Below are 21,633 nucleotides of genomic sequence, written 5' to 3'. Positions count from 1 at the left end.
CGGCGTTGCGGTAGGCCGCCAGCGCGATGCTCGGAATGCCAAGTGCCCCGGGCGCATTCACGATCATCGCCGGTGGGGGTGCGGACAGGGCGGGTTCGGCGACGTGGAAGGCGGCCGGGGAACGGTCGATGGAAACGACAGCCGGTCCCGAGAGGTCGGGGATGGCGGGGGAGACCGCGGCCACCGGGGCGATGTTCGCATGCACCGGGGGCAGCTTTTCGGGCAGCGACGGCGCCGCCCCACTGACCGCGCCCGCGAAGACCAAAGGGGTGATGGTGGCTACGCCGAATGCACGCGAACGTGAGACCTGAAGTGCTCGCAGCCGCTCCGCCGCGGCGGCCGGGCGTGCACCCCGGCGTCCCCCAATGCGCACTCGACCGTCCTAGGTATGTGAGCTGGTCAACTGCTCTCGTAGCCGTGAACTAGATCACCATACATAACTCTTGTGACCAGAGTGGCGCAATGGTCCGAACTGGTTCTCAGCCCGATTTCTTAGTCTTCCGGTCCGAGTCGTCGCCGCCCTCCACCGCGTTGGAGCCGTCGGAATCGGCGTCGAGATTCGCCAGCAGGGAGCGCAGATCCTCGAGCTCGCGCCGCAGATATTCGCGGGTCACCACCTCACCGACCGCCAGCCGCACCGCCGCGAGTTCGCGGGCCAGAAACTCGGTGTCGGCCTTGGTCTGCGCCGCGCGATGGCGATCCTGTTCCAGCGCGACCCGGTCCCGGTTCTCCTGACGATTCTGGGCCAGCAGGATCAGCGGGGCCGCGTAGGCGGCCTGCGTCGAGAAAGCCAGGTTGAGCAGGATGAAGGGGTAAGGATCCCAGCGCAGGCCGACCGCGAACAGGTTCACCGCGATCCACGCCACCACGAGGATCGTCTGCACCAGCAGGTAGCGGCCGGTGCCGAAGAACCGCGCGATCGACTCGGTGAGCTGGCCGACGGCCTCGGGATCCAGCCGTGGCGAATACCTGCGCGACGTTCGCGGGGTGTAGAGGCGACGCGGTGCCGAGGACCTGCTCAACGCCAACCCCCCCGTCCTTCGGCCCCGCCGGTGGCGTCGAGGGCCTGCACGTCCGCCCGCCAGTCGTGCGGCAACAGGTGGTCGAGGAGATCGTCCACCGTCACCGCCCCCAACAGGTGGTTCTGGTCGTCGAGCACCGGTCCGCACACCAGGTTGTACGCGGCCAGGTAGCGGGTCACCGCCCCCAGCGGCGTTTCCGGCGTGAGGGTGAGCAGGTCGGTGTCGACGATCCCGCCGACCAGTTCCGCGGGGGGTTCGCGAAGCAGCCGCTGCAGTTGCACGCAGCCCAGGTACCGGCCGGTGGGCGTGGCCGTGGGCGGGCGCACCACGAACACCATGGACGACAGGGCGGGGGTGAGGTCGGGGTCGCGGACCCGGGCCAGCGCCTCGGCGACCGAGGTGTCGGGCGTCAGCACCACCGGATCGGACGTCATCAGGCCCCCGGCGGTGTCGGGGGAATGCGCCAGCAGCCGGCGCACCGGGGCCGACTCGTCGGGGTCCATTCGTGTCAGCAGCATCTCTGCATCCGTCGGATTGAGCACGCCGAGCAGATCGGCGGCGTCGTCGGGATCCATCTCCTCGAGCACGTCGGCGGAGCGTTCGGTGCCCAGCTCGGACAGCACATCGGCCTGGTCGAGCTCGGGCAGTTCCTGCAAGACGTCGGCCAGCCGGTCGTCGTCGAGGGCTTTGAGCACCTCGTAGCGCCGCTTGGGGGGCAAGCCACGGATGGCGTCGGCGACATCGACCGCCTTCCAGCCCTCGAACCGGTCTAGCAGCTGGGCCACCGCCTGGCCCGGCATCGCCAGCGCCGACGGGGTCAGGCCCTGCACGTTCTGCCAATCCACGACGTGCACCGGGCCACGCCGGCCCAGCCGCCGCTGGGTGCGCACGGCGACCCGGCTCACCATCCAGTCACGGGTGCGGGTCTGTTCGATGCCCAGGTCGGTGATGACGACGTCGAGGCCGGCCAGCTCGGGCAGCGCGGGATCGTTCACCCTGACCTGGGTGTCGAGCACCTGACCGATCGCGAGCACCTCGCCCGGGCGCTGTTCGAAGTGGCGCAGGGACACGCTGCCGGTGTTCAGCGTGACGGCCTCCGGCTCGATCGCGGCGACCCGCAGCATCGGAATGAAGATGCTGCGTCGCGTCGCCAGATCGACGACCAGTCCCAGGACGCGCGGTTGCTGACGCACGATGCTGATGCTGACCACGACATCGCGGATCCGGCCGAACGACTCACCGAGGGGACCCAGCACCAACATTCGCGAGAGCCGGGCGATGTACACCCTGTTGACCGATGCCATGGGGAAAGCCTAGGCAGCCCGCCATGGCGCGGCCGATGGCGGCGGTGCCGGTCCCGACGCTCGCAGGCTGCTACCGCGAGTGCATCGCAAACAGGACGATGATCGTCATGACCACCAGCGTGGCGATGCCGATGACGATGCCGGCGACCGCGAGGCCGTAGCCGTCTTGCTGGGTGCGCTTGATCTGATTGATCGCAACGGCGCCCAGCACGATGGCCACGATGGAGCCGAGGCAGCAGCAGAACACCCCGGTGAACGACGAGATGAGCGATGCGATGGCGAGCTTGTTCGTCCCCGGTTTCACTCCGCTCGGCGGCCCGTAGCCCCCGTAGTCCGGTGCGGGGTAGTAGCCACCCGAATAGGGCGGCGGCCCGTAGCCGGCGGGCGGGCCGCCGAATTGCGGCGGCCCCGGCTGGTACTGCGGTGTGCCGTAGCGCGGCGGCTGATCGTACCCGGGTTGCGACCCGTATCCGGTTGGGGGCGGCGGGTATTGGGCGCCGTAGCCGGATTGGTACTCCGCGGGATAGCCCGGCGGGGGATAGGCCGGGGGCGGATATTCGGGTGGCGTGGCCGGCGCCGGCGGTTCCCACGGCGCCGCCGGCTGTTCGGGGGCCCCGCCGCCGGCGGGAGCCGGTTCGGCTTGGTCGTCGTGGGCGCGTTCGCCGAAGCCGTCGCCGGGGGCTGTCATGGTGTTCAACCTAGCCGATGGCCGAGTCGCGGATCGGCGGTGAATCGCCGCGGGGCAGCTGGGGCCGCGTCGGGTGCCGGCGCCCCGTTTTCGCAGGTTGGCTTGCGGCCGCTCGATAGGCTAGAAGGCCCCGAGATGTGACGATGGCCTGGGCGGAGGAGAATGATCGCCAATGACTAGTCCTTTCCAGCCCGGTCAAGTTCCCGGCGCGACGCCCGCGGGCGCGGCGGGCGGTCGTCGCGCACCCGGATTGCCGACACCGCCCAAGGGGTGGCCGGTCGGGTCCTACCCCACCTACGCCGAGGCGCAGCGCGCCGTCGACTACCTCTCCGAGCAACAGTTCCCCGTTCAGCAGGTGACCATCGTCGGCGTCGACTTGATGCAGGTCGAAAGGGTCACCGGCCGGCTGACGTGGGCCAAGGTGCTTGGCGGCGGGGTACTCAGCGGCGCTTGGCTGGGGCTGTTCATCGGGTTGGTGCTCGGCTTCTTCAGCCCGAATCCGTGGGCCGCGCTGGCCACCGGTCTGGTTGCCGGCGTCTTCTTCGGCTTGATCACCTCCGCCGTCCCCTACGCGATGGCCCGTGGCACAAGGGATTTCAGCTCGACCATGCAGCTGGTGGCCGGCCGCTACGACGTGCTCTGCGATCCGCAGAACGCGGAGAAGGCGCGGGATCTGTTGGCGCGCTTAGCGATTTGAGGACACGCACGAGGGGTGTGACTCGGTGGTGAGTCGCGTGCGCCCGCGTTTTCTGGCCGTCATCGCGTCGGCGTCGGTGATCATCGCCGCGGCGGTGTCGGCCTGCGGGCCGGTCGGTGGGGGACTGGTGATCACCTTTTTCACCCCGACCACCGATTCGGCTGCCTTCAACGCCGTCGCTCGAGAGTGCACCAAGCAGTTGGGAGGCCGGTTCGCCATCCGGCATGTGAGCCTGCCGAGGGGTCCCGGGGAGCAGCGTGTGCAGCTGGCACGCCGGCTGAGCGCTCACGACCGCGGGCTGGACGTGATGGCGCTGGACGTGGTGTGGACCGCGGAGTTCGCCGAGGCGGGCTGGGCGCTGCCGCTGTCCGACGACCCCGCGGGGCTGGCCGACGCCGACGCCCGTTCCGACACCTTGCCCGGCCCGCTGGCGACGGCACGGTGGAAGCACGAGTTGTATGCCGCGCCCGTCACCACCAACACCGAATTGCTCTGGTACCGGCCCGATTTGGTGCGCCAGCCGCCGATGGACTGGGGTGCGATGGTGACCGAGGCCGCCCGGTTGCAGGCCGAGGGCCGGCCCGCCTGGATCGCCGTGCAGGCGAACGAGGGCGAGGGTCTGGTCGTGTGGTTCAACACGCTGTTGGTGAGCGGTGGCGGCCAGGTGCTCTCCGAGGACGGCCGCCGCGTCACCCTGACCGACACACCCGCGCACCGCGCGGCGACGCTCAACGCGCTGCGCATCCTCAAGTCCGTGGGCACCGCTCCGGGCGCCGACCCGTCGATCACCCGGACCGACGAGGGCACGGCCCGCCTGGCGGTCGAACAGGGCAGGGCCGCGCTGGAAGTCAACTGGCCGTATGTACTGGCCTCCATGCTGGAGAACGCGGTGAAGGGCGGTGTCCCCTTCCTGCCGCTGAACCGGGACCCGGCGTTGGCCGGCAGCATCAACGACGTCGGGACGTTCGTGCCCAGCGACGAACAATTCCGCCTGGCGTACGAGGCCAGCCAGAAGGTGTTCGCCTTCGCCCCGTACCCCGGTGTGGCGCCGGGCCGCCCGGCCAAGGTCACGATCGGCGGGCTCAACCTGGCCGTGGCCAGCACCACCCGCCATCGCGCCGAGGCGTTCGAGGCCGTGCGCTGCCTGCGCAGCCTGCAGAGCCAGAAGTACGTCTCGATCCAGGGCGGACTGCCCGCGGTGCGGACGTCGCTGTACTCCGACCCGCAATTCCAGGCCAAGTACCCGATGTACACCGTCATTCGGCGGCAACTCACCGACGCCGCCGTGCGGCCCGCGACGCCGGTGTATCAGGCGTTGTCGCTGCGGCTGTCCGCGGCGCTGAGCCCCATCACGCGGATCGACCCGGAGCGTACGGCCGACGAACTCACCGCGCAGGCGCAGAAGGCCATCGACGGCAAGGGGTTGCTGCCGTGACCCGCGCCGCCCCGGCGGATACCGCCGTCGCGCCGCGCCCACGAACGCGAAACCGGCTGTCGGAACGGCGCCTTGCCTTCGTCCTCGTCGCGCCCGCGGCGCTGCTGATGCTGGCGGTGACGGCGTACCCGATCGGCTATGCGGTGTGGCTGAGCCTGCAGCGCAACAGCCTCGCCACCCCCAACGACACCGCGTTCGTCGGCCTGAGCAACTACCAAACGATCTTGACCGACCGCTATTGGTGGACGGCGCTGACCGTAACCCTGGGAATCACAGTGGTTTCCGTGTCGGTCGAGTTCGTGCTGGGTCTGGCGTTGGCCCTGGTGATGCATCGCACGCTGGTCGGCAGGGGGCTGGTGCGCACGGCGGTGCTCATCCCGTACGGCATCGTCACCGTGGTGGCGTCTTACAGTTGGTATTACGCGTGGACACCGGGAACCGGCTATCTGGCCAACCTTTTGCCGCAGGGCAGTGCTCCGTTGACGCAGCAATTCCCGTCGCTGGGCATCGTCGTCCTCGCCGAGGTCTGGAAGACGACGCCCTTCATGTCGCTGCTGCTGTTGGCCGGGCTGGCGCTGGTGCCCGAGGACTTGCTGAAGGCCGCCCAAGTCGACGGCGCGGGGCCGTGGCGGCGGCTGGTGCGCGTGACGTTACCGATCATCAAGCCCGCGGTAGTGGTCGCGCTGTTGTTCCGGACCCTGGACGCCTTCCGCATCTTCGACAACATCTACGTGCTGACGGACGGCGCCAACAACACCGACTCGGTGTCAATCCTCGGTTATGACAACCTGTTCAAGGGGTTCAACGTCGGGTTGGGCTCGGCGATCAGCGTGCTCATCTTCGTCTGTGTGGGCATCATCGCGCTCGTCTACATCAAGGTGTTCGGCGTCGCGGCGCCCGGTGGTGACGCCGATGACCGGTGAACACGCACGGGCCAGGGCAGGCGCCCGGCGGGCGGTGGGGTGGGCCGTCATCGACACCGTGGTGGTGGTGTACGCACTTCTCCCGGTGTTGTGGATCCTCGGCCTCTCGCTCAAGCCGACGTCAAATGTCAGGGACGGCAAGCTGATTCCGTCGACGGTGTCCTTCGAGAACTACCGCGGCATCTTCCGGGGCGACCTGTTCGGCGCGGCGCTGGTCAACTCGATCGGCATAGGGCTGATCACCACCGCGATCGCGGTGGTGCTCGGCGCGATGGCCGCCTACGCGATCGCCCGGCTGCGCTTCCCCGGCAAGCGGGTCATGATCGGCGCCACCCTGCTGGTCACCATGTTCCCGGCGATCTCACTGGTCACCCCGCTGTTCAACATCGAACGCTTCGTCGGCCTGTTCGACACCTGGCCGGGGCTGATCCTGCCCTACATCACCTTCGCTCTGCCGCTTGCCATCTACACGCTGTCGGCGTTCTTCCGGGAGATTCCATGGGATCTCGAGCGGGCGGCGAAAATGGACGGGGCCACGCCGGCGCAGGCCTTCCGCAAGGTGATCGTCCCACTGGCCGCGCCGGGAGTGGTGACGGCCGCCATCCTGGTGTTCATCTTCGCCTGGAACGACCTGCTGCTGGCGCTGTCGCTCACCGCTACCAAGGCCGCGATCACCGCGCCGGTAGCCATCGCGAACTTCGGCGGCAGTTCACAATTCGAGGAGCCCACCGGGTCGATCGCGGCCGGGGCCGTCGTGATCACCGTGCCGATCATCGTCTTTGTTTTAATCTTTCAACGGCGAATCATCGCCGGGTTGACCTCCGGCGCTGTGAAGGGATAGCGCGATGGCCGAGATTGTGCTGGACCATGTCAGCAAGAGCTACCCCGACGGCGCCACCGCGGTGCAAGACCTCAGCATCACCATCGCCGACGGCGAATTCCTGATCCTGGTCGGACCTTCCGGATGCGGTAAGACGACAACCCTGAACATGATCGCCGGCCTCGAGGACATCACGTCGGGCGAACTGCGCATCGGCGGCGAACGCGTGAACGAGAAGGCGCCCAAGGACCGCGACATCGCGATGGTTTTCCAGTCGTATGCGCTGTACCCCCACATGACCGTGCGGCAGAACATCGCGTTCCCCCTGACGCTGGCGAAGATGAAGAAGGCGGAGATCGCCCGGAAGGTCGAGGAGACCGCCAAAACCCTTGACCTGACCGAGCTGCTCGACCGCAAACCCTCCCAACTGTCGGGCGGGCAACGGCAGCGGGTCGCGATGGGCCGCGCGATCGTGCGCCACCCCAAGGCCTTCTTGATGGACGAGCCGCTGTCCAACCTGGACGCCAAACTGCGGGTCCAGATGCGCGGCGAGATCGCGCGCCTGCAGAAGCGGCTCGGCACCACGACCGTCTACGTCACCCACGACCAGACCGAGGCGATGACGCTGGGAGACCGGGTGGTGGTGATGCACGGCGGGGTCGCGCAGCAGATCGGCACCCCGGACGAGCTTTACGAACACCCGGCAAACCTGTTCGTCGCCGGGTTCATCGGCTCGCCGGCAATGAACTTCTTCCCCGCCACGTTGACGCCCATCGGCCTGACGCTGCCGTTCGGTGAAGTCATGCTGGCACCGGACATCCAAGACGTGATCGCGCGGCACCCGGCGTCGGAGAACATCATCGTGGGGGTGCGGCCCGAGCACCTGCACGACGCCGCGTTGATCGACGGGTACCAGCGCATCGGGGCGCTCACCTTCGAGGTGAAGGTCGACTTGGTCGAGTCGTTGGGCGCCGACAAGTTCGTCTACTTCTCCACCGCGGGGTGGGCGGCTCACTCCGCCCAACTGGATGCGCTGGCCGCCCAGGCCGATGCGCACGAAAACCAGTTCGTGGCAAGGGTTCCCGCGGAATCAAAAGCGGCGATCGGGCAGTCCATCGAGCTGGCGTTCGACACCACGAAGCTCGCCGTATTCGACGCCGGCTCCGGAGCGAACCTGACCGTCGCGGCGCCCGCGGATCAGTGAGCCCGGTCCTCGACCAGGTGCGCGCGCACCTGCGCCGTCACTTCGCCGACGTCGAGCCCGATTCGGCGAGCGTGACCTTTCTGGGCACCGAACCCATCGAGGTGCTGCGCTTCCGCGGGAGCGACGGGTTGGTGCATTACGCGTCACTGGGCTGTTCGCGGTATCCGATGACCGACCCGGCGCAGATCATCGATGACCATACCCGGGGACCGCGCGCCGAAGTGGTGCTGCGCCTGCGAGATCCGGGCCCCGTCACCGGTATCGCCCGCAGTCTGGCGGTACTGGCCGCAACGCCGGCCGTCGAGGGTCTGGTGCTGACCGCCGACGCGTTGGTGGACCTGGGATCGCCGCTGTGGGCGCGACCCGCGGGGCGCGTGCCGTTCACCGCGGTGTTGCTGGGCCCCAGCGACATTGACGATCTGCCGTTGGAGCCGCCGCGTGACCCGGTGCGGTTCCTGTGGGCGACGCCCATCACCGCGACCGAAGCGGCCTGGGTGCGGTTGAAGGGCGCCGAAGCCATGCGGCAGGCGTGGCAGAACGACGGGGTCGACGTGCTGGACCCCGATCGCCCCGCCGCGCAACCGCGTTGAACCGCCATCGAGTGCGGCCACGGCGTTGAGCGGGTAACCGGGGCGGGAAAATCGCGAAATGCTCACCCTGGGTGCAGACTCAGATCCCCGGGCGCTCAGTGAAAGGCGAGATTAGAGCCAGTTGTTGCGCCGGAACTGGAAATAGAGCAGCAGACAGGTCAGCGTCATTGCGGCCATGACCCCCGGGTATCCCCACGTCCAGTTCAACTCGGGCATGAAATGGAAGTTCATCCCGTAGATGGCGGCGACCATGGTGGGCACCGCCAAGATACCGGCCCAGGCCGCCATCTTGCGCATGTCGTTGTTCTGCTGCATCCCGACCCGGGCCAGTGCCGCCTGGATCAGCGAGTTGAGCATGTCGTCGTAGCTGGCGATGTGCTCGGCTGCCTCGGAGTGGTGGTCGGCGAGGTCGCGCAGGTAGCGCCGCACCTCCTTGGAGATCAGGTCCTTGTTCTCCTGCTGGATTCGCAGGAAGGCGCCGGATAACGGGTTGACGCACCGGCGCAGTTCGACGACCTCACGCTTGAGCAGATAGATCGGCTCGACGTCGATCTTGCGGCCTGGCGCGAACGCCAGACCCTCGATGCTGTCGATGTCCGATTCGATCAGGTGGCTGACCACCAGGTAGTGGTTGACCACCTCGTGGGCGATGGCGTGCATCACCGCGTACGGACCCAGGCGCAGCTGCTCGGGGTCGGCCTCCATCCGCTTGCGCAGATCGGAAAGCCCGCCGTGCTCGCCGTGGCGGACGGTGACCACGAAGTCCTTGCGTACGAAAACCATCACCTCGCCGGTCTCGACGATTTGGCGGGCGGCCGCCACCGACTCATGCGGCACGTACGCGACCGTCTTCAGTACCAGGAACAGCGTCTCGTCGAATCGTTCCAGCTTGGGCCGCTGGTGGGCGCAGACGGCGTCCTCGACGGCCAGCGGGTGTATCCCGAAAACGCCCGCGACTTCCTGCATCTCGGCCTGGTCGGGCTCGCGCAGGCCGACCCACACGAACGCTTCGTGCCCGAGCATCTCGATCTGGCGTACCTTGTCCAGGGCCGTGGCGTAGCTGTATGTCCCGGGCAGCCGGTGGCCCTCGGTGTAGACGGCGCAGTCGACCAACGTCTCGTTGGGGGACGGCGGTTGCGGAGCGGGCGGCGTCGGACGAGGCTCGTGCGCGAGTGGGCGAAGCGCTTCCGGCAAGGCGTCGAAACCCTGGAACACATCCACCTCCGATCGCAGCGCAGGTCTGACCGGCGGTGCTCCATGCTACGCGGGCCGGCCTACCAAAGCGCGACGATCCGGCCGCCGGGACACCGGCCGGGTGTCGGACCGGAGGTTGGCAGCCGCGAACGGTGCGCTAGTTTCGTGCCGAGACCCGATTCTGCATGACTACCTCCACAAGGAGTATTTCGACGTGAGCGCAAGTCCTCTCAAGGTCGCCGTCACCGGCGCCGCCGGCCAGATCGGCTACAGCCTGTTGTTCCGCCTGGCGAGCGGTTCACTGCTGGGCCCCGACCGCCCGATCGAGCTGCGGCTGCTCGAGATCGAGCCGGCGCTCAAGGCGCTCGAGGGCGTCGTGATGGAGCTCGACGACTGCGCGTTCCCGCAGCTCGCCGGGGTGGAGATCGGCGCGGACGCGAACAAGATCTTCGACGGCGTGAATCTGGCACTCTTGGTCGGCGCGCGGCCGCGTGGCCCGGGCATGGAGCGCAGCGACCTGCTGGAGGCCAACGGCGCGATCTTCACCGCTCAGGGCAAGGCGCTGAACTCCGTGGCCGCCGACGACGTGCGGATCGGGGTGACCGGCAACCCGGCCAACACCAACGCGCTGATCGCGCTGAGCAACGCCCCTGACATCCCGAAGGAGCGGTTCTCGGCGCTGACCCGCCTGGACCACAACCGGGCCATCTCGCAGCTGGCCAAGAAGACCGGCGCCAAGGTCACCGACATCAAGAAGATGACGATCTGGGGCAACCACTCCGCCACCCAGTACCCCGACATCTTCCACGCCGAGGTCGGCGGCAAGAACGCCGCCGAGGTCGTGGGCGACCAGAACTGGATCGAGAACGACTTCATCCCGACGGTCGCCAAGCGCGGTGCCGCGATCATCGACGCGCGCGGCGCCTCCTCGGCCGCCTCGGCCGCATCGGCGACCATCGACGCCGCCCGTTCCTGGCTGCTGGGCAGCCCCGACGGCGACTGGGTGTCCATGGCGGTCTTCTCCGACGGCTCCTACGGGGTGCCGGAGGGAATCGTCTCGTCGTTCCCGGTGACCACCAAGGACGGCAACTGGTCGATCGTGCAGGGGCTGGAGATCGACGACTTCTCCCGCGGCCGGATCGACAAGACCACCGCCGAGCTGGTCGACGAGCGCAATGCGGTCACCGAGCTGGGTCTCATCTGAGATTCGGCGGGCGTGGCCGGTGAGACGCACATCACCATTAGGCCTACTAATCGGTAGTCAGTACCCTGAAGCGCGTGTCCGAGTTGATTGAATCGATACAGACGCGCGCCGAAGCGGGTGCGATCACCGATGCGGAGATCTTCGAGGCACACGTAGGCGGCAAGCTTTCCGTAGGCTCGACCACCCCGCTGGACACCCAGCGCGCCCTGTCCATCGCCTACACCCCGGGTGTGGCGCAGGTCAGTCGCGCGATCGCCGTCGACCGCAGCCAGGCCGCCCGGTACACCTGGGCGAACCGGCTGGTCGCCGTCGTCAGCGACGGCAGCGCCGTGCTGGGCCTGGGTGACATCGGACCGGCGGCCTCGCTGCCGGTGATGGAGGGCAAGTGCGCCCTGTTTCAGGCGTACGGCGGCTTGAACGCGATCCCGATCGTGCTGGACACCAAGGATCCCGACGAGATCGTCGAAACCCTGGTTCGGCTGCGCCCGACGTTCGGTGCCGTCAACCTCGAGGACATTTCCGCGCCGCGCTGCTTCGAGATCGAACGGCGGGTCATCGAAGCGCTGGACTGCCCCGTGATGCACGACGACCAGCACGGGACGGCGATCGTCACGCTGGCCGCCCTCATGGGTGCCACCAAGTTGCTCGGCCGCGACATGACGTCGCTGCGGGTGGTGGTCTCCGGCGCCGGCGCGGCGGGAGTCGCGTGCACGAATCTCCTTCTGACGATGGGCGTTTCGGACATCACCGTGCTCGACTCGCGCGGCATTCTGCACACCGGGCGCGACGACATGAACAGCGTCAAGAGCGTTCTGGCGCAGCGCACGAACCCCGACGGTCTGACGGGCAGCATGGCCGAAGCGCTGCGGGGCGCCGATCTGTTCCTCGGGGTGTCGGGCGGTGTGGTGCCCGAGGAGATGATCGCCACCATGGCGCCCGACGCCATCGTGTTCGCGCTGTCCAACCCCGACCCGGAGATCCACCCGCAGGTCGCGGCCAAGTACGCCGCGGTGGTGGCCACCGGCCGCAGCGACTTCCCCAATCAGATCAACAACGTGCTGGCCTTCCCCGGCGTGTTCCGTGGGGCGCTCGACGCCGGCGCGCGCCGGATCACCGAGAAGATGATGGTTGCGGCCGCCGAGGCGATCTTCTCGGTCGTCAGCGATGACCTGGCTTTCGACCGGATCGTCCCCAGCCCGCTGGACCTGCGCGTCGGGGATGCCGTCGCCACGGCGGTGGCCCTGGCCGCGGACCCCGCAGACATCGCGGGGTGAGGACCGGCCGGCTGGCGGCACCGCTGCTCGCCGCCATTCTCGTGGTGGCCGGCTGCGGCACCGGCGACCACCCCGCCCGTCCGGAACTGGTGATCGGCTCGGCGACGGATCCCGAGTCGGCGCTGCTGGCCGGCGTGTACGTGGCCGCGCTGCGGTCATACGGTTTCCCGGCGCACGCCGAGACGGCCGACAATCCGATGGCGCGCCTGGACTCGGGCGCGTTCACCGTCGTCCCGACCCTGACCGGACGCGAGCTGCAGAGCCTGCAGCCCGGCTCGGCGGCGTTGTCGGATGCGGAGGTCTACCGCGCGATGGTGGCCGCGCTACCCGAGGGCGTCGCCGCGGGCGACTACGCGACGGCGGCGGAAGACAAACCCGTGCTGCTGGTGACCGGGTCCACCGCCAGGGCGTGGGGCGGCAGCGACGTCAGCGCGGACCTGAGCACGCTGCCGAAACACTGCGCCGGCCTGGTCGTCGGCACGGTGACGCGGCGTCCGGCTCCCTCGACGGTGGGCACGTGTCGGCTTCCGGCCCCGCGCGAATTCCCCGATCAGACAACCATGTTCGCCGCGGTGCGGGCCGGGCAGCTGACCGCGGGCTGGACGACGACCGCCGACCCCGGCCTGCCCGCGGATCTGGTCGCGCTGGCCGACGGCAAGCCGGCATTGATCAGGGCCGAGAACGTGGTGCCGCTGTATCGCCGCAACGCGCTGAGCGATCGGCAGCTGCTGGCCATCAACGAGGTTGCCGGCGTGCTGGACACAGCCGGTCTGGTCGACATCCGCCGCCAGGTAGGCGGCGGGGCCGACCCGCAAGCGGTGGCCGGCGGGTGGCTGGCGGAGCATCCGCTGGGGCGGTGAACGAGCCTCAGCGTTTGGGCATGAGCCTGTGCACGGTCTGCTGCACCCGGCTCATGATCGGCCCGGCCAGCAGACGTTCATGCCCCGACCCCGTCAGCCGCACCACCAGATCCATGGCCTTGACGTCGGGGCCGACGAGCACCCGGGCCTTGTTCCTGCCCACGCCCGCCAAGATGACCTCAGCCGCCCGCTGCGGTGTCGTCTTGGCCTGCTGCTCCTCGAACAGTTCCGCCAGGCCGTCCTGGTCGAGGCCGTCGGCAAAGATGGCGTTGCGGGCGAATCCCGTCTTCACGCCACCGGGGTGCACCGTCGTCACCCGCACCGGGTGGCCGGCCAGCACCATCTCCTGGCGCAGCGCCTCGGTGAAACCGCGAACGGCGAACTTGGCCGAGACGTACGCCGCCTGCCCGGGCGCCGAGAACAGGCCGAGCGCGCTGGAGATGTTGATCACGTGGCCGTCGCCCGAGGCGATCAGGTGGGGGAGGAAGGCCTTGGTGCCGTTCACGACGCCCCAATAGTCGACGTCCATCACCCGCTCGAAGTCCTTGAACCGGCTGTCCTCGATGGACCCGACGAACGTGATGCCCGCGTTGTTGTAGATCTGGTTGACCTGGCCGAAGTGCTCGCGGACGGCGTCGGCATAGGCCAAAAAGGCCTCGCGCTCGGTCACATCGAGCCGGTCGGCTTTGACCGGTGCGCCGATCGCCTTGAGTTGCTCCTCGGTGCGCGCCAGCCCTTCGATGTCGACGTCGCCGATCGCGACCCGGGCGCCCGCGCGGCCAAGCTCGAGCGCCAGCGCCTGGCCGATTCCCGAACCCGCGCCCGTCACCACGGCGACCTTTCCAGCGAAGCTGTGCATCCAGTACTCCCTCGTGGCGGCGTGCTGCGTCAGGCTAGCCGGTAGCGGCGATCCCCGCTACGGTTTGCCTCACCGCTTGGGCATCAATCGGCCCATCACGGGCCCGAAAAGCTGCTGGTATCCCGGGCCCGTCAGCCGCACCAGGGCGTCCAACACCTTGGCGTCGGTGCCGACCAGCACCCGGGCCTTCTTCTTGCGCACCGCCTCCAGGATGATCTGGGCGGCCCGTTGCGGGCTGGTCTTGGCCAGCCGCTTGTCGAACAGGCTGGCCAGTTCGGCCTGGTCGAGCCCCTCGGCGGCCGTGGCGTTGCGGGCGATCGCCGTCTTGATGCCGCCGGGGTGCACCGTGGTCACCGCCACCGGATGGCCGGCCGCCGCCATCTCCTGCCGCAGCGCCTCGGTGAAGCCGCGGACCGCGAACTTGGCGGAGTTGTAGGCCGCCTGACCAGGCACCGAGAAGAGCCCGAACACACTCGAGACGTTGATCACATGACCGTCGCCGGACGCGATCAGGTGGGGCAGGAACGCCTTGGTGCCGTTGACCACGCCCCAGAAGTCGACGTCCATCACCCGTTCGATGTCCTTGAACTGGCTGACTTCGACGTCGCCGGTGAACGCGATGCCCGCGTTGTTGTAGATCTGGTTCACCTTGCCGAAGTGATCGCGGACGGCGTCGGCGTAGGCCAGGAACGCCTCGCGCTCGGTCACGTCGAGCCGGTCCGCCTTGACCTCGGCCCCGATCGCCTTCAACTTGGCCTCGGTTTCCGCCAGGCCCTCGACATCGACGTCGCTGATCGCGACCTTGGCGCCCGAGCGGGCCAATTCGACGGCCAGCGCCTGCCCGATACCCGAACCCGCGCCAGTGATCACGGCGACCTTGCCGGCGAACCCTTGCATGAGCACCCTTCCCTATCGGCCCCCGCTTGCGTCGAGGCTAGCCGGTACCGGCGGTCCCTCGTATCGGCGGGTGGGGCAATGCAGTCAGCGGAACGCCGTGTCGAGGATCTCCTGCTGCTCGACCGCGTGCACCTTCGACGAACCCGACGACGGTGCCGACATGGCCCGCCGCGAGATCCGCTTGAGCCCGGCCAGCTTGTCGGGCAGCAGCTCGGGCAGCTCGAGACCGAACCGCGGCCACGCGCCCTGGTTGGCCGGCTCCTCCTGCACCCAGAAGAACTCCTCGGCGCTCGGGTAGCGGTCCAGCGTCTCGTTGAGCCGGCGCTTCGGCAGCGGGGCGAGCTGCTCGATGCGCACGATCGCGACGTCGTCGCGGTTGTCCTTGGCTTTGCGCGCCACCAGCTCGTAGTAGATTTTCCCGCTGGTCAGCAGGATCCGCCTGACCTTGCCGCGGTCACCGATGCCGTCCTCGTAGGTCGGCTCTTCGAGCACCGAGCGGAACTTGATCTCGGTGAAGTCCCTGACGTCGCTCACCGCTGCCTTGTTGCGCAGCATCGACTTGGGCGTGAACACGATCAGCGGCCGTTGCACACCGTCGAGGGCGTGGCGGCGCAGCAGGTGGAAATAGTTGGACGGCGTCGACGGCACCGCGATCGTCATCGAACCCTCCGCCCACAGCTGCAGGAAGCGTTCGATGCGGCCCGAGGTGTGGTCGGGGCCCTGGCCTTCGTGGCCGTGCGGCAGCAGCAGCACCACGTTGGACAGTTGGCCCCACTTGGCCTCGCCTGAGCTGATGAACTCGTCGATGATCGACTGCGCGCCGTTGACGAAGTCGCCGAACTGCGCCTCCCACAGCACCAGGGCGTCCGGGTTACCCACGGTGTAGCCGTATTCGAAGCCGACGGCGGCGTACTCGGACAGCGGTGAGTCGTAGACCAGGAACTTGCCCCCGGTGGGCGTCCCGTCGGGGTTGGTCGCCAGCAGTTGCAGCGGGGTGAACTCCTCGCCGGTGTGGCGGTCGATGATCACCGAATGCCGCTGGGAGAAGGTGCCGCGCCGGGTGTCCTGGCCCGACAGGCGGACCAGCTTGCCCTCGGCCACCAGCGAACCGAGCGCCAGCAGCTCGCCGAAGGCCCAGTCGATCTTGCCTTCGTAGGCCATCTCCCGCCGCTTTTCCAGCACCGGCTGCACGCGGGGGTGCGCGCTGAAGCCCTCCGGCAGGGCAAGGAACGCGTCCCCGATCCGGGAGAGCAATGCCTTGTCCACCGCCGTGGACAGGCCCGCGGGCAGCATCTGGTCGGCCTCGACCGACGCGCTGGGCTGGACGCCGTGTTTCTCCAGGTCCCGGACCTCGTTGAACACGCGCTCCAGCTGGCCCTGGTAGTCGCGCAGCGCGTCCTCGGCCTCCTTCAGCGAGATGTCGCCGCGGCCGATCAGGGCTTCGGTGTAGCTCTTGCGGACCCCGCGCTTGGTGTCGACGACGTCGTACATGGCGGGGTTGGTCATCGACGGGTCGTCGCCCTCGTTGTGGCCACGCCTGCGGTAGCACAGCATGTCGATGACGACGTCCTTCTTGAACTTCTGCCGGAAGTCCACGGCCAGCTTCGCCACCCACACGCAGGCCTCGGGATCGTCGCCGTTGACGTGGAAGATCGGCGCCCCGATCATCTTCGCGACGTCGGTGCAGTATTCGCTGGATCGCGAGTACTCCGGCGCGGTGGTGAAGCCGATCTGGTTGTTGACGATGATGTGGATGGTGCCGCCGACCCGGTAGCCGGGCAGGTTCGCCATGTTCAGCGTCTCGGCGACCACGCCCTGACCGGCGAAGGCGGCGTCACCGTGCAGCATCATCGGCACCACCGAGAATGCCTTCTCGTCACCGTCGTCATGGGCGCCCCGGTTGAGCAGGTCCTGCTTGGCCCGGACCAGGCCCTCCAGCACCGGGTCCACGGCTTCCAGGTGCGACGGGTTGGCCGTCAACGACACCTGAATGTCGTTGTCGCCGAACATCTGCAGGTACACGCCGGTGGCGCCGAGGTGGTACTTGACGTCACCGGAACCGTGGGCCTGCGACGGGTTGAGGTTGCCCTCGAACTCGGAAAAGATCTGCGAGTACGGCTTGCCGACGATGTTGGCCAGCACGTTGAGCCGGCCGCGGTGCGGCATTCCGATGACGACCTCGTCGAGGCCGTGCTCGGCGCACTGATCGATCGCCGCGTCCATCATCGGGATCACGCTTTCCGCGCCTTCCAGCGAGAACCGTTTCTGCCCAACATATTTGGTCTGCAGGAAGGTCTCGAAGGCCTCGGCGGCGTTGAGCTTGCTCAGGATGAATTTCTGCTCCGCCACCGTCGGCTTGACGTGCTTGGTCTCGACGCGCTGCTGCAGCCACTCCTGCTGTGTGGGTTCGAGGATGTGGGTGTATTCCACGCCGACGTGACGGCAGTAGGCGTCGCGCAGCAGGCCCAGCACGTCGCGCAGCTTCTTGTACTCGCAGCCGGCGAACCCGTTGACCTTGAACACCCGGTCGAGGTCCCACAGCGTCAGGCCGTGGTTGAGGATCTCCAGGTCGGGGTGGCTGCGGAACCGGCTGCCGTCCAACCGCAGCGGGTCGATGTCGGCCATCAGGTGGCCGCGGTTGCGGTACGCGGCGATCAACTCCATCACCCGGGCGGTCTTGTCGACGATCGAGTCCGGGTTGTCGGTGCTCCAGCGCACCGGCAGGTAGGGGTTGCCCAGTTCGCGGAAGATGTCGTCCCAGAATGCGTCCGACAACAGCATCTCGTGGATGGTGCGCAGGAAGTCGCCGGATTCCGCGCCCTGGATGATCCGGTGGTCGTAGGTGGAGGTCAGCGTGATCAGCTTGCCGATCCCCAGTTCGGCGATGCGTTCCTCGCTGGCGCCCTGGAACTCGGCGGGGTATTCCATGGCGCCGACACCGATGATGGCGCCCTGGCCGTTCATCAGCCGCGGCACCGAGTGCACGGTGCCGATGGTGCCGGGGTTGGTCAGCGAAATCGTTACGCCCGCAAAGTCTTCGGCCGTCAGTTTGCCGTCGCGGGCGCGGCGGACGATGTCCTCGTAGGCGGTGACGAACTGCGCGAACCGCATGGTCTCGCAGCCCTTGATGCCGGCCACCACCAGGGAACGCTTGCCGTCCTTGCCCTGCAAATCGATGGCCAGGCCCAGGTTGGTGTGCGCCGGGGTGACCGCCGTCGGTTTGCCGTCGATCTCGGCGTAATGCCGATTCATGTTGGGGAACTGCTTGATCGCCTGCACCAGCGCGTAGCCCAGCAGGTGGGTGAAGGAGATCTTGCCGCCGCGGGTGCGCTTGAGCTGGTTGTTGATGACGATCCGGTTGTCGATGAGCAGCTTGGCCGGAATGGCGCGGACGCTGGTGGCGGTCGGCACCTCCAGCGAGGCGGACATGTTCTTGACCACCGCGGCCGCGGCGCCGCGCAGCGTCTGCAACTCGTCGCCCTCGGCCGGCGGGGGAGTCGGGGCCTTCGCCTTCGCCGGCGCGGCCGCGGGGGCAGCGGCACCGTTTCCGGCGGCGGGCTTGGCGGGCGGCGCGGGCTGGGGGGACGGCTGGGCGGCCGGCGCGGCCTTTGTCTGCGGGGCTGCCTGCGGTGCGCTGGCGGCGGCCTTGCCGTCACCGGTGGTCGTTGCGCTCGAGGGCGATTCGCCGGCCGGCTCGGGGTTGTAGTCGACCAGGAACTCGTGCCAGCTCGGATCCACCGACGAGGGATCATCGCGGAACTTGCGGTACATCTCCTCGACCAGCCACTCGTTTTGCCCGAATGGTGAACTTATGTTGCTCACGACCGCCGTTCGCCTCAATTCCTCTGTCCTGCAAGCGCTTTACGCAGCTGGTGCATCGCGCCTGTACGTTTGTCGACCCCGGATTGTGGAGCACCTCACACCAGTGTCGATGCTCAACCTCTCCGCCCTATAAAGGCTAACCTTTCGCCAGCAATTCGCCAGGTTGACGGGGGTGGGACGGCCGGCCGTCAGCCCGCTTCGTGCAGCGGCGGCACCAGGTGCAGTGCGCGGGGCCAGCGCACCGGAGGAGTGCCGAACGCCCGGTTGGCGTTGCCGACGATCTTTTTGCCGGCGAAGTAGTTGCCGACCGCCCCGACGATGATCCCGATGCCCACCGGCAGCAGCTTGCCGAACATCAGGGCGCCGCGTCGCAGCGTGTACCGCTTCACCCAGGATTTGAGCAACCGCGAGTTCAGCCGCGACATCGATGACAGCGGAACGGCGGCCACGCTCTCCGAGATCCAGCCGCCGTTGGTGCGCGCCGGGCCGAACAGCTGGGTGACCGCGTCCTTGCTGTTGTCGCCGACCAGCACGGACAGCACCAGGGCGCGGCGTCGTTCCCGGTGGTCGGCGGGGATGTCGTGCACCACCGCGACAGCCAGGACGAAGAACGCGGTGGCTTCCAGGAATGTCACCGTCTCGGCGGCGGCGGCGGACAGCGCGCTCAGGGTGCCGATGCCGGGGATGGTCGCCGCCGCGCCCACCGCCATGCCGCTGGCCGTCACCATGCCCACGTACCGTTTCTGCAGCTTGGCCAGGATGTCGGCCGGGCTGCTGCTCGGGTGCGCGTTGCGCAGCCGGGACACGTAGGCCTCGGCCGCCGGACCCTGGATCCGCGAGCTTCGCTCGATGACCTGGGCCAACGCACGCGCGGAGACCTTGGGCCGGCCGTCGGTGGGCGGCCGCACCGCATCCGCGTGCGACATGCTGAAAAACCGGTTCGAAGACCGCTTCCGTCGGGCCCGCATCTTGCCTCTCCTGCAAATGGCGTCCTACCAGGCTAACGTGCCCGCCGCCGAACACCGGCCGAACACGAAACCTTCCGCCTGGTGTACCCACGTTCGGATCCGTGGCTGCCCCCAATTTCGTCAGCGGCAATAATGCAGGCTGGATGTCGTGACGGTCCGGGCCGGTCGATCAGACCGGCGCCGTGCGGGCACGCATCGTCGGGAGCGGAAACGAGGTGGGTAGATGACCACGGCGACGCCTCCGTCGTCCGGGGGCACCCGGCGCGCGGCGCCCCACCCGCCCCACGTCACCAACCGGTGGAACTTCCTCACCCAGAACTCGCCGCATTCCCGGAAGCCCTGGAACGCCCTCTGGGCGATGATGATCGGCTTCTTCATGATCATGGTCGACTCGACCATCGTCGCCATCGCGAACCCGACGATCATGACCAGGCTGCACATCGGCTACGACACCGTGGTCTGGGTGACCAGCGCCTACCTGCTGGGCTATGCCGTCGTGCTGCTGGTGGCCGGGCGGCTGGGTGACCGGTTCGGCCCGAAAAACCTCTACCTGATCGGCCTGTTGGTGTTCACCGTCGCCTCGGTCTGGTGCGGCTTGTCGGGCAGCGCCGCCATGCTGATCGCCGCCCGCGTCGTCCAGGGTGTGGGCGCCGGGGTGCTCACCCCGCAGACCTTGTCGACCATCACCCGGATCTTCCCGCCGGAGCGGCGCGGTGTCGCGGTGAGCCTGTGGGGCGCCACCGCGGGCGTGGCCAGCCTGGTGGGCCCGCTGGCCGGTGGCGTGCTGGTCGACGGGCTGGGGTGGCAGTGGATCTTCTTCGTCAACGTCCCGATCGGCGTGCTGGGGCTCGCGCTGGCGTACTTGCTGGTCCCCGTGCTACCCACGCAGTCACACCGGTTCGACCTGGTCGGCGTCGTGCTGTCGGGGGCGGGCATCTTCCTGATCGTGTTCGGTCTGCAGCAGGGCCAGGCCGCGCACTGGGAACCCTGGATCTGGGCGATGATCGTCGCCGGCATCGGGTTCATGACGGTATTCGTGTTCTGGCAGTCGATGAACACCGACGAGCCGCTGATTCCCCTGGCGATGTTCCGTGACCGCGACTTCGGCCTGTGCAACGCCGGGGTGGCCATCGTCTCGTTCGCCGCGACGGGGATGATGCTGCCGCTGACGTTCTACGCGCAGGCCGTGTGCGGGCTGTCGCCGACGCGTTCGGCTCTGCTGATCGCGCCGATGGCGATCGCCAACGGTGTGTTCGCGCCGTTCGTCGGCAGGATGGTCGACAAATACCATCCGCGGCCGGTCCTCGGGTTCGGGTTTTCGGTGCTGGCGATCGCGCTGACCTGGCTGAGCTTCGAGATGTCGCCGGGGACGCCCATCTGGCGGCTGCTGTTGCCGTTCTTCGCGACGGGCGTCGGGATGGCGTTCGTCTGGTCGCCGCTGACCGCCACCGCGACGCGCAACCTGCCGCCGCGCCTGGCCGGTGCGGGCTCGGCCGTGTACAACTCCGTCCGCCAGCTGGGCGCCGTGCTCGGAAGCGCCGGCATGGCCGCCTTTATGACGGCACGGATCGGCGCCGAGATGCCGGCGCAGCCGTCGGACGGCGGCGGGGGTGAGGCGGCCGCCAGCCTGCAATTGCCCGAATTCCTGCGCGACTCGTTCGCGGCCGCCATGTCGCAATCGGTGCTGCTGCCCGCGTTCATCGCGCTGTTCGGGATCGTGGCCGCCCTGTTCCTGGTCGGGTTCGCACCATCGGCCAGGGCCGGTGTGCCGGCCGAGGCGGGCGACGTGTTCGACGACTACGACGACGACGAGTACGACGACGACTACGACGACGACGCGTACGTCGAATGCATCCTTGTGCGCGAACCCGA

18 protein-coding genes and 1 pseudogene are annotated in these 21,633 nt (G+C 68.3%); 10 read left to right on the top strand and 9 right to left on the bottom strand.

The features are described from left to right. The 4 genes and pseudogenes from A5692_RS16695 to A5692_RS16680 form a co-directional block, all read right to left on the bottom strand. Positions 1–373 (bottom strand): annotated as a pseudogene (locus tag A5692_RS16695) (hypothetical protein); the annotation flags it as partial. Between the two features lie 106 nt (positions 374–479). Continuing rightward, a complete protein-coding gene (locus A5692_RS16690) occupies positions 480–1,022 on the bottom strand; it encodes a DUF1003 domain-containing protein (protein WP_068057804.1) in 543 nt (180 codons plus the stop codon). Beyond that, positions 1,019–2,326, bottom strand: coding sequence for a magnesium transporter MgtE N-terminal domain-containing protein (locus tag A5692_RS16685; RefSeq protein WP_068057799.1), 1,308 nt, complete (start codon positions 2,324–2,326; stop codon positions 1,019–1,021). The genes A5692_RS16690 and A5692_RS16685 overlap by 4 nt, the downstream gene beginning before the upstream one ends. 70 nt (positions 2,327–2,396) lie before the next feature. After that, positions 2,397–3,014, bottom strand: coding sequence for a DUF4190 domain-containing protein (locus tag A5692_RS16680; protein ID WP_082962802.1), 618 nt, complete (start codon positions 3,012–3,014; stop codon positions 2,397–2,399). A 172-nt stretch (positions 3,015–3,186) separates the two neighbouring features. Here A5692_RS16680 and A5692_RS16675 point away from each other — a divergent pair, with 172 nt between their 5' ends. From A5692_RS16675 to A5692_RS16650, 6 genes are read left to right on the top strand one after another with little or no spacing between them, the layout of a single operon-like run. Next, positions 3,187–3,711, top strand: a complete 525-nt coding sequence (locus tag A5692_RS16675; RefSeq protein ID WP_067927134.1) for a general stress protein — start codon at positions 3,187–3,189, stop codon at positions 3,709–3,711. Positions 3,712–3,736: 25 nt separating this feature from the next. Then, positions 3,737–5,146 carry an extracellular solute-binding protein gene (locus A5692_RS16670; RefSeq protein WP_068057794.1) on the top strand — a complete coding sequence of 470 codons (1,410 nt, stop codon included), beginning with the start codon at positions 3,737–3,739 and terminating at the stop codon, positions 5,144–5,146. Continuing rightward, positions 5,143–6,069: a carbohydrate ABC transporter permease gene (locus A5692_RS16665; protein WP_068057792.1), complete on the top strand. Its 927-nt coding sequence runs from the start codon at positions 5,143–5,145 to the stop codon at positions 6,067–6,069. Before A5692_RS16670 ends, A5692_RS16665 begins: the two co-directional genes overlap by 4 nt. Beyond that, the gene (locus A5692_RS16660; RefSeq protein ID WP_068057802.1) at positions 6,059–6,910 is read left to right on the top strand and encodes a carbohydrate ABC transporter permease; all 852 of its coding nucleotides are present in this window, start codon (positions 6,059–6,061) and stop codon (positions 6,908–6,910) included. The genes A5692_RS16665 and A5692_RS16660 overlap by 11 nt, the downstream gene beginning before the upstream one ends. 4 nt (positions 6,911–6,914) lie before the next feature. Next, positions 6,915–8,093, top strand: coding sequence for an ABC transporter ATP-binding protein (locus tag A5692_RS16655; protein WP_068057791.1), 1,179 nt, complete (start codon positions 6,915–6,917; stop codon positions 8,091–8,093). Further along, positions 8,090–8,683, top strand: coding sequence for a suppressor of fused domain protein (locus tag A5692_RS16650; protein WP_068057789.1), 594 nt, complete (start codon positions 8,090–8,092; stop codon positions 8,681–8,683). Before A5692_RS16655 ends, A5692_RS16650 begins: the two co-directional genes overlap by 4 nt. Before the next feature lie 111 nt (positions 8,684–8,794). Here A5692_RS16650 and corA read toward each other — a convergent pair whose 3' ends face one another. Then, complete coding sequence (corA, locus tag A5692_RS16645; RefSeq protein WP_068057800.1) at positions 8,795–9,898, bottom strand: magnesium/cobalt transporter CorA; 1,104 nt, start codon at positions 9,896–9,898, stop codon at positions 8,795–8,797. A gap of 193 nt (positions 9,899–10,091) precedes the next feature. Here corA and A5692_RS16640 point away from each other — a divergent pair, with 193 nt between their 5' ends. The 3 genes from A5692_RS16640 to A5692_RS16630 all read left to right on the top strand — a co-directional run bounded on the left by A5692_RS16640 (position 10,092) and on the right by A5692_RS16630 (position 13,215). Further along, positions 10,092–11,081 carry a malate dehydrogenase gene (locus tag A5692_RS16640; RefSeq protein WP_068057787.1) on the top strand — a complete coding sequence of 330 codons (990 nt, stop codon included), beginning with the start codon at positions 10,092–10,094 and terminating at the stop codon, positions 11,079–11,081. A 74-nt stretch (positions 11,082–11,155) separates the two neighbouring features. Continuing rightward, complete coding sequence (locus A5692_RS16635; protein ID WP_068057785.1) at positions 11,156–12,355, top strand: NADP-dependent malic enzyme; 1,200 nt, start codon at positions 11,156–11,158, stop codon at positions 12,353–12,355. Continuing rightward, positions 12,352–13,215, top strand: a complete 864-nt coding sequence (locus A5692_RS16630) for a glycine betaine ABC transporter substrate-binding protein (RefSeq protein ID WP_068057783.1) — start codon at positions 12,352–12,354, stop codon at positions 13,213–13,215. Before A5692_RS16635 ends, A5692_RS16630 begins: the two co-directional genes overlap by 4 nt. Positions 13,216–13,222: 7 nt before the next feature. Here A5692_RS16630 and A5692_RS16625 read toward each other — a convergent pair whose 3' ends face one another. The 4 genes from A5692_RS16625 to A5692_RS16610 form a co-directional block, all read right to left on the bottom strand. Beyond that, entirely contained in the window at positions 13,223–14,074 is an 852-nt protein-coding gene (locus A5692_RS16625) for an SDR family oxidoreductase (RefSeq protein ID WP_068057782.1), read from the bottom strand. A gap of 69 nt (positions 14,075–14,143) precedes the next feature. Next, positions 14,144–14,971 (bottom strand): SDR family oxidoreductase, encoded by an 828-nt coding sequence (locus tag A5692_RS16620; RefSeq protein ID WP_068057780.1) that lies wholly within the window; start codon positions 14,969–14,971, stop codon positions 14,144–14,146. A gap of 84 nt (positions 14,972–15,055) precedes the next feature. Continuing rightward, positions 15,056–18,793 (bottom strand): multifunctional oxoglutarate decarboxylase/oxoglutarate dehydrogenase thiamine pyrophosphate-binding subunit/dihydrolipoyllysine-residue succinyltransferase subunit, encoded by a 3,738-nt coding sequence (locus tag A5692_RS16615; RefSeq protein ID WP_068057778.1) that lies wholly within the window; start codon positions 18,791–18,793, stop codon positions 15,056–15,058. A gap of 188 nt (positions 18,794–18,981) precedes the next feature. Then, the gene (locus A5692_RS16610; RefSeq protein ID WP_197514491.1) at positions 18,982–19,761 is read right to left on the bottom strand and encodes a hypothetical protein; all 780 of its coding nucleotides are present in this window, start codon (positions 19,759–19,761) and stop codon (positions 18,982–18,984) included. Positions 19,762–19,984: 223 nt separating this feature from the next. Here A5692_RS16610 and A5692_RS16605 point away from each other — a divergent pair. Next, on the top strand, positions 19,985–21,633 hold a 1,649-nt coding region (locus A5692_RS16605), incomplete at its 3' end, for a DHA2 family efflux MFS transporter permease subunit (protein ID WP_068057773.1).

The sequence above is a fragment of the Mycobacterium sp. E342 genome (assembly GCF_001667665.1).
Classification (GTDB): domain Bacteria; phylum Actinomycetota; class Actinomycetes; order Mycobacteriales; family Mycobacteriaceae; genus Mycobacterium.
This window is presented reverse-complemented; position numbering and strand designations above follow the sequence as displayed.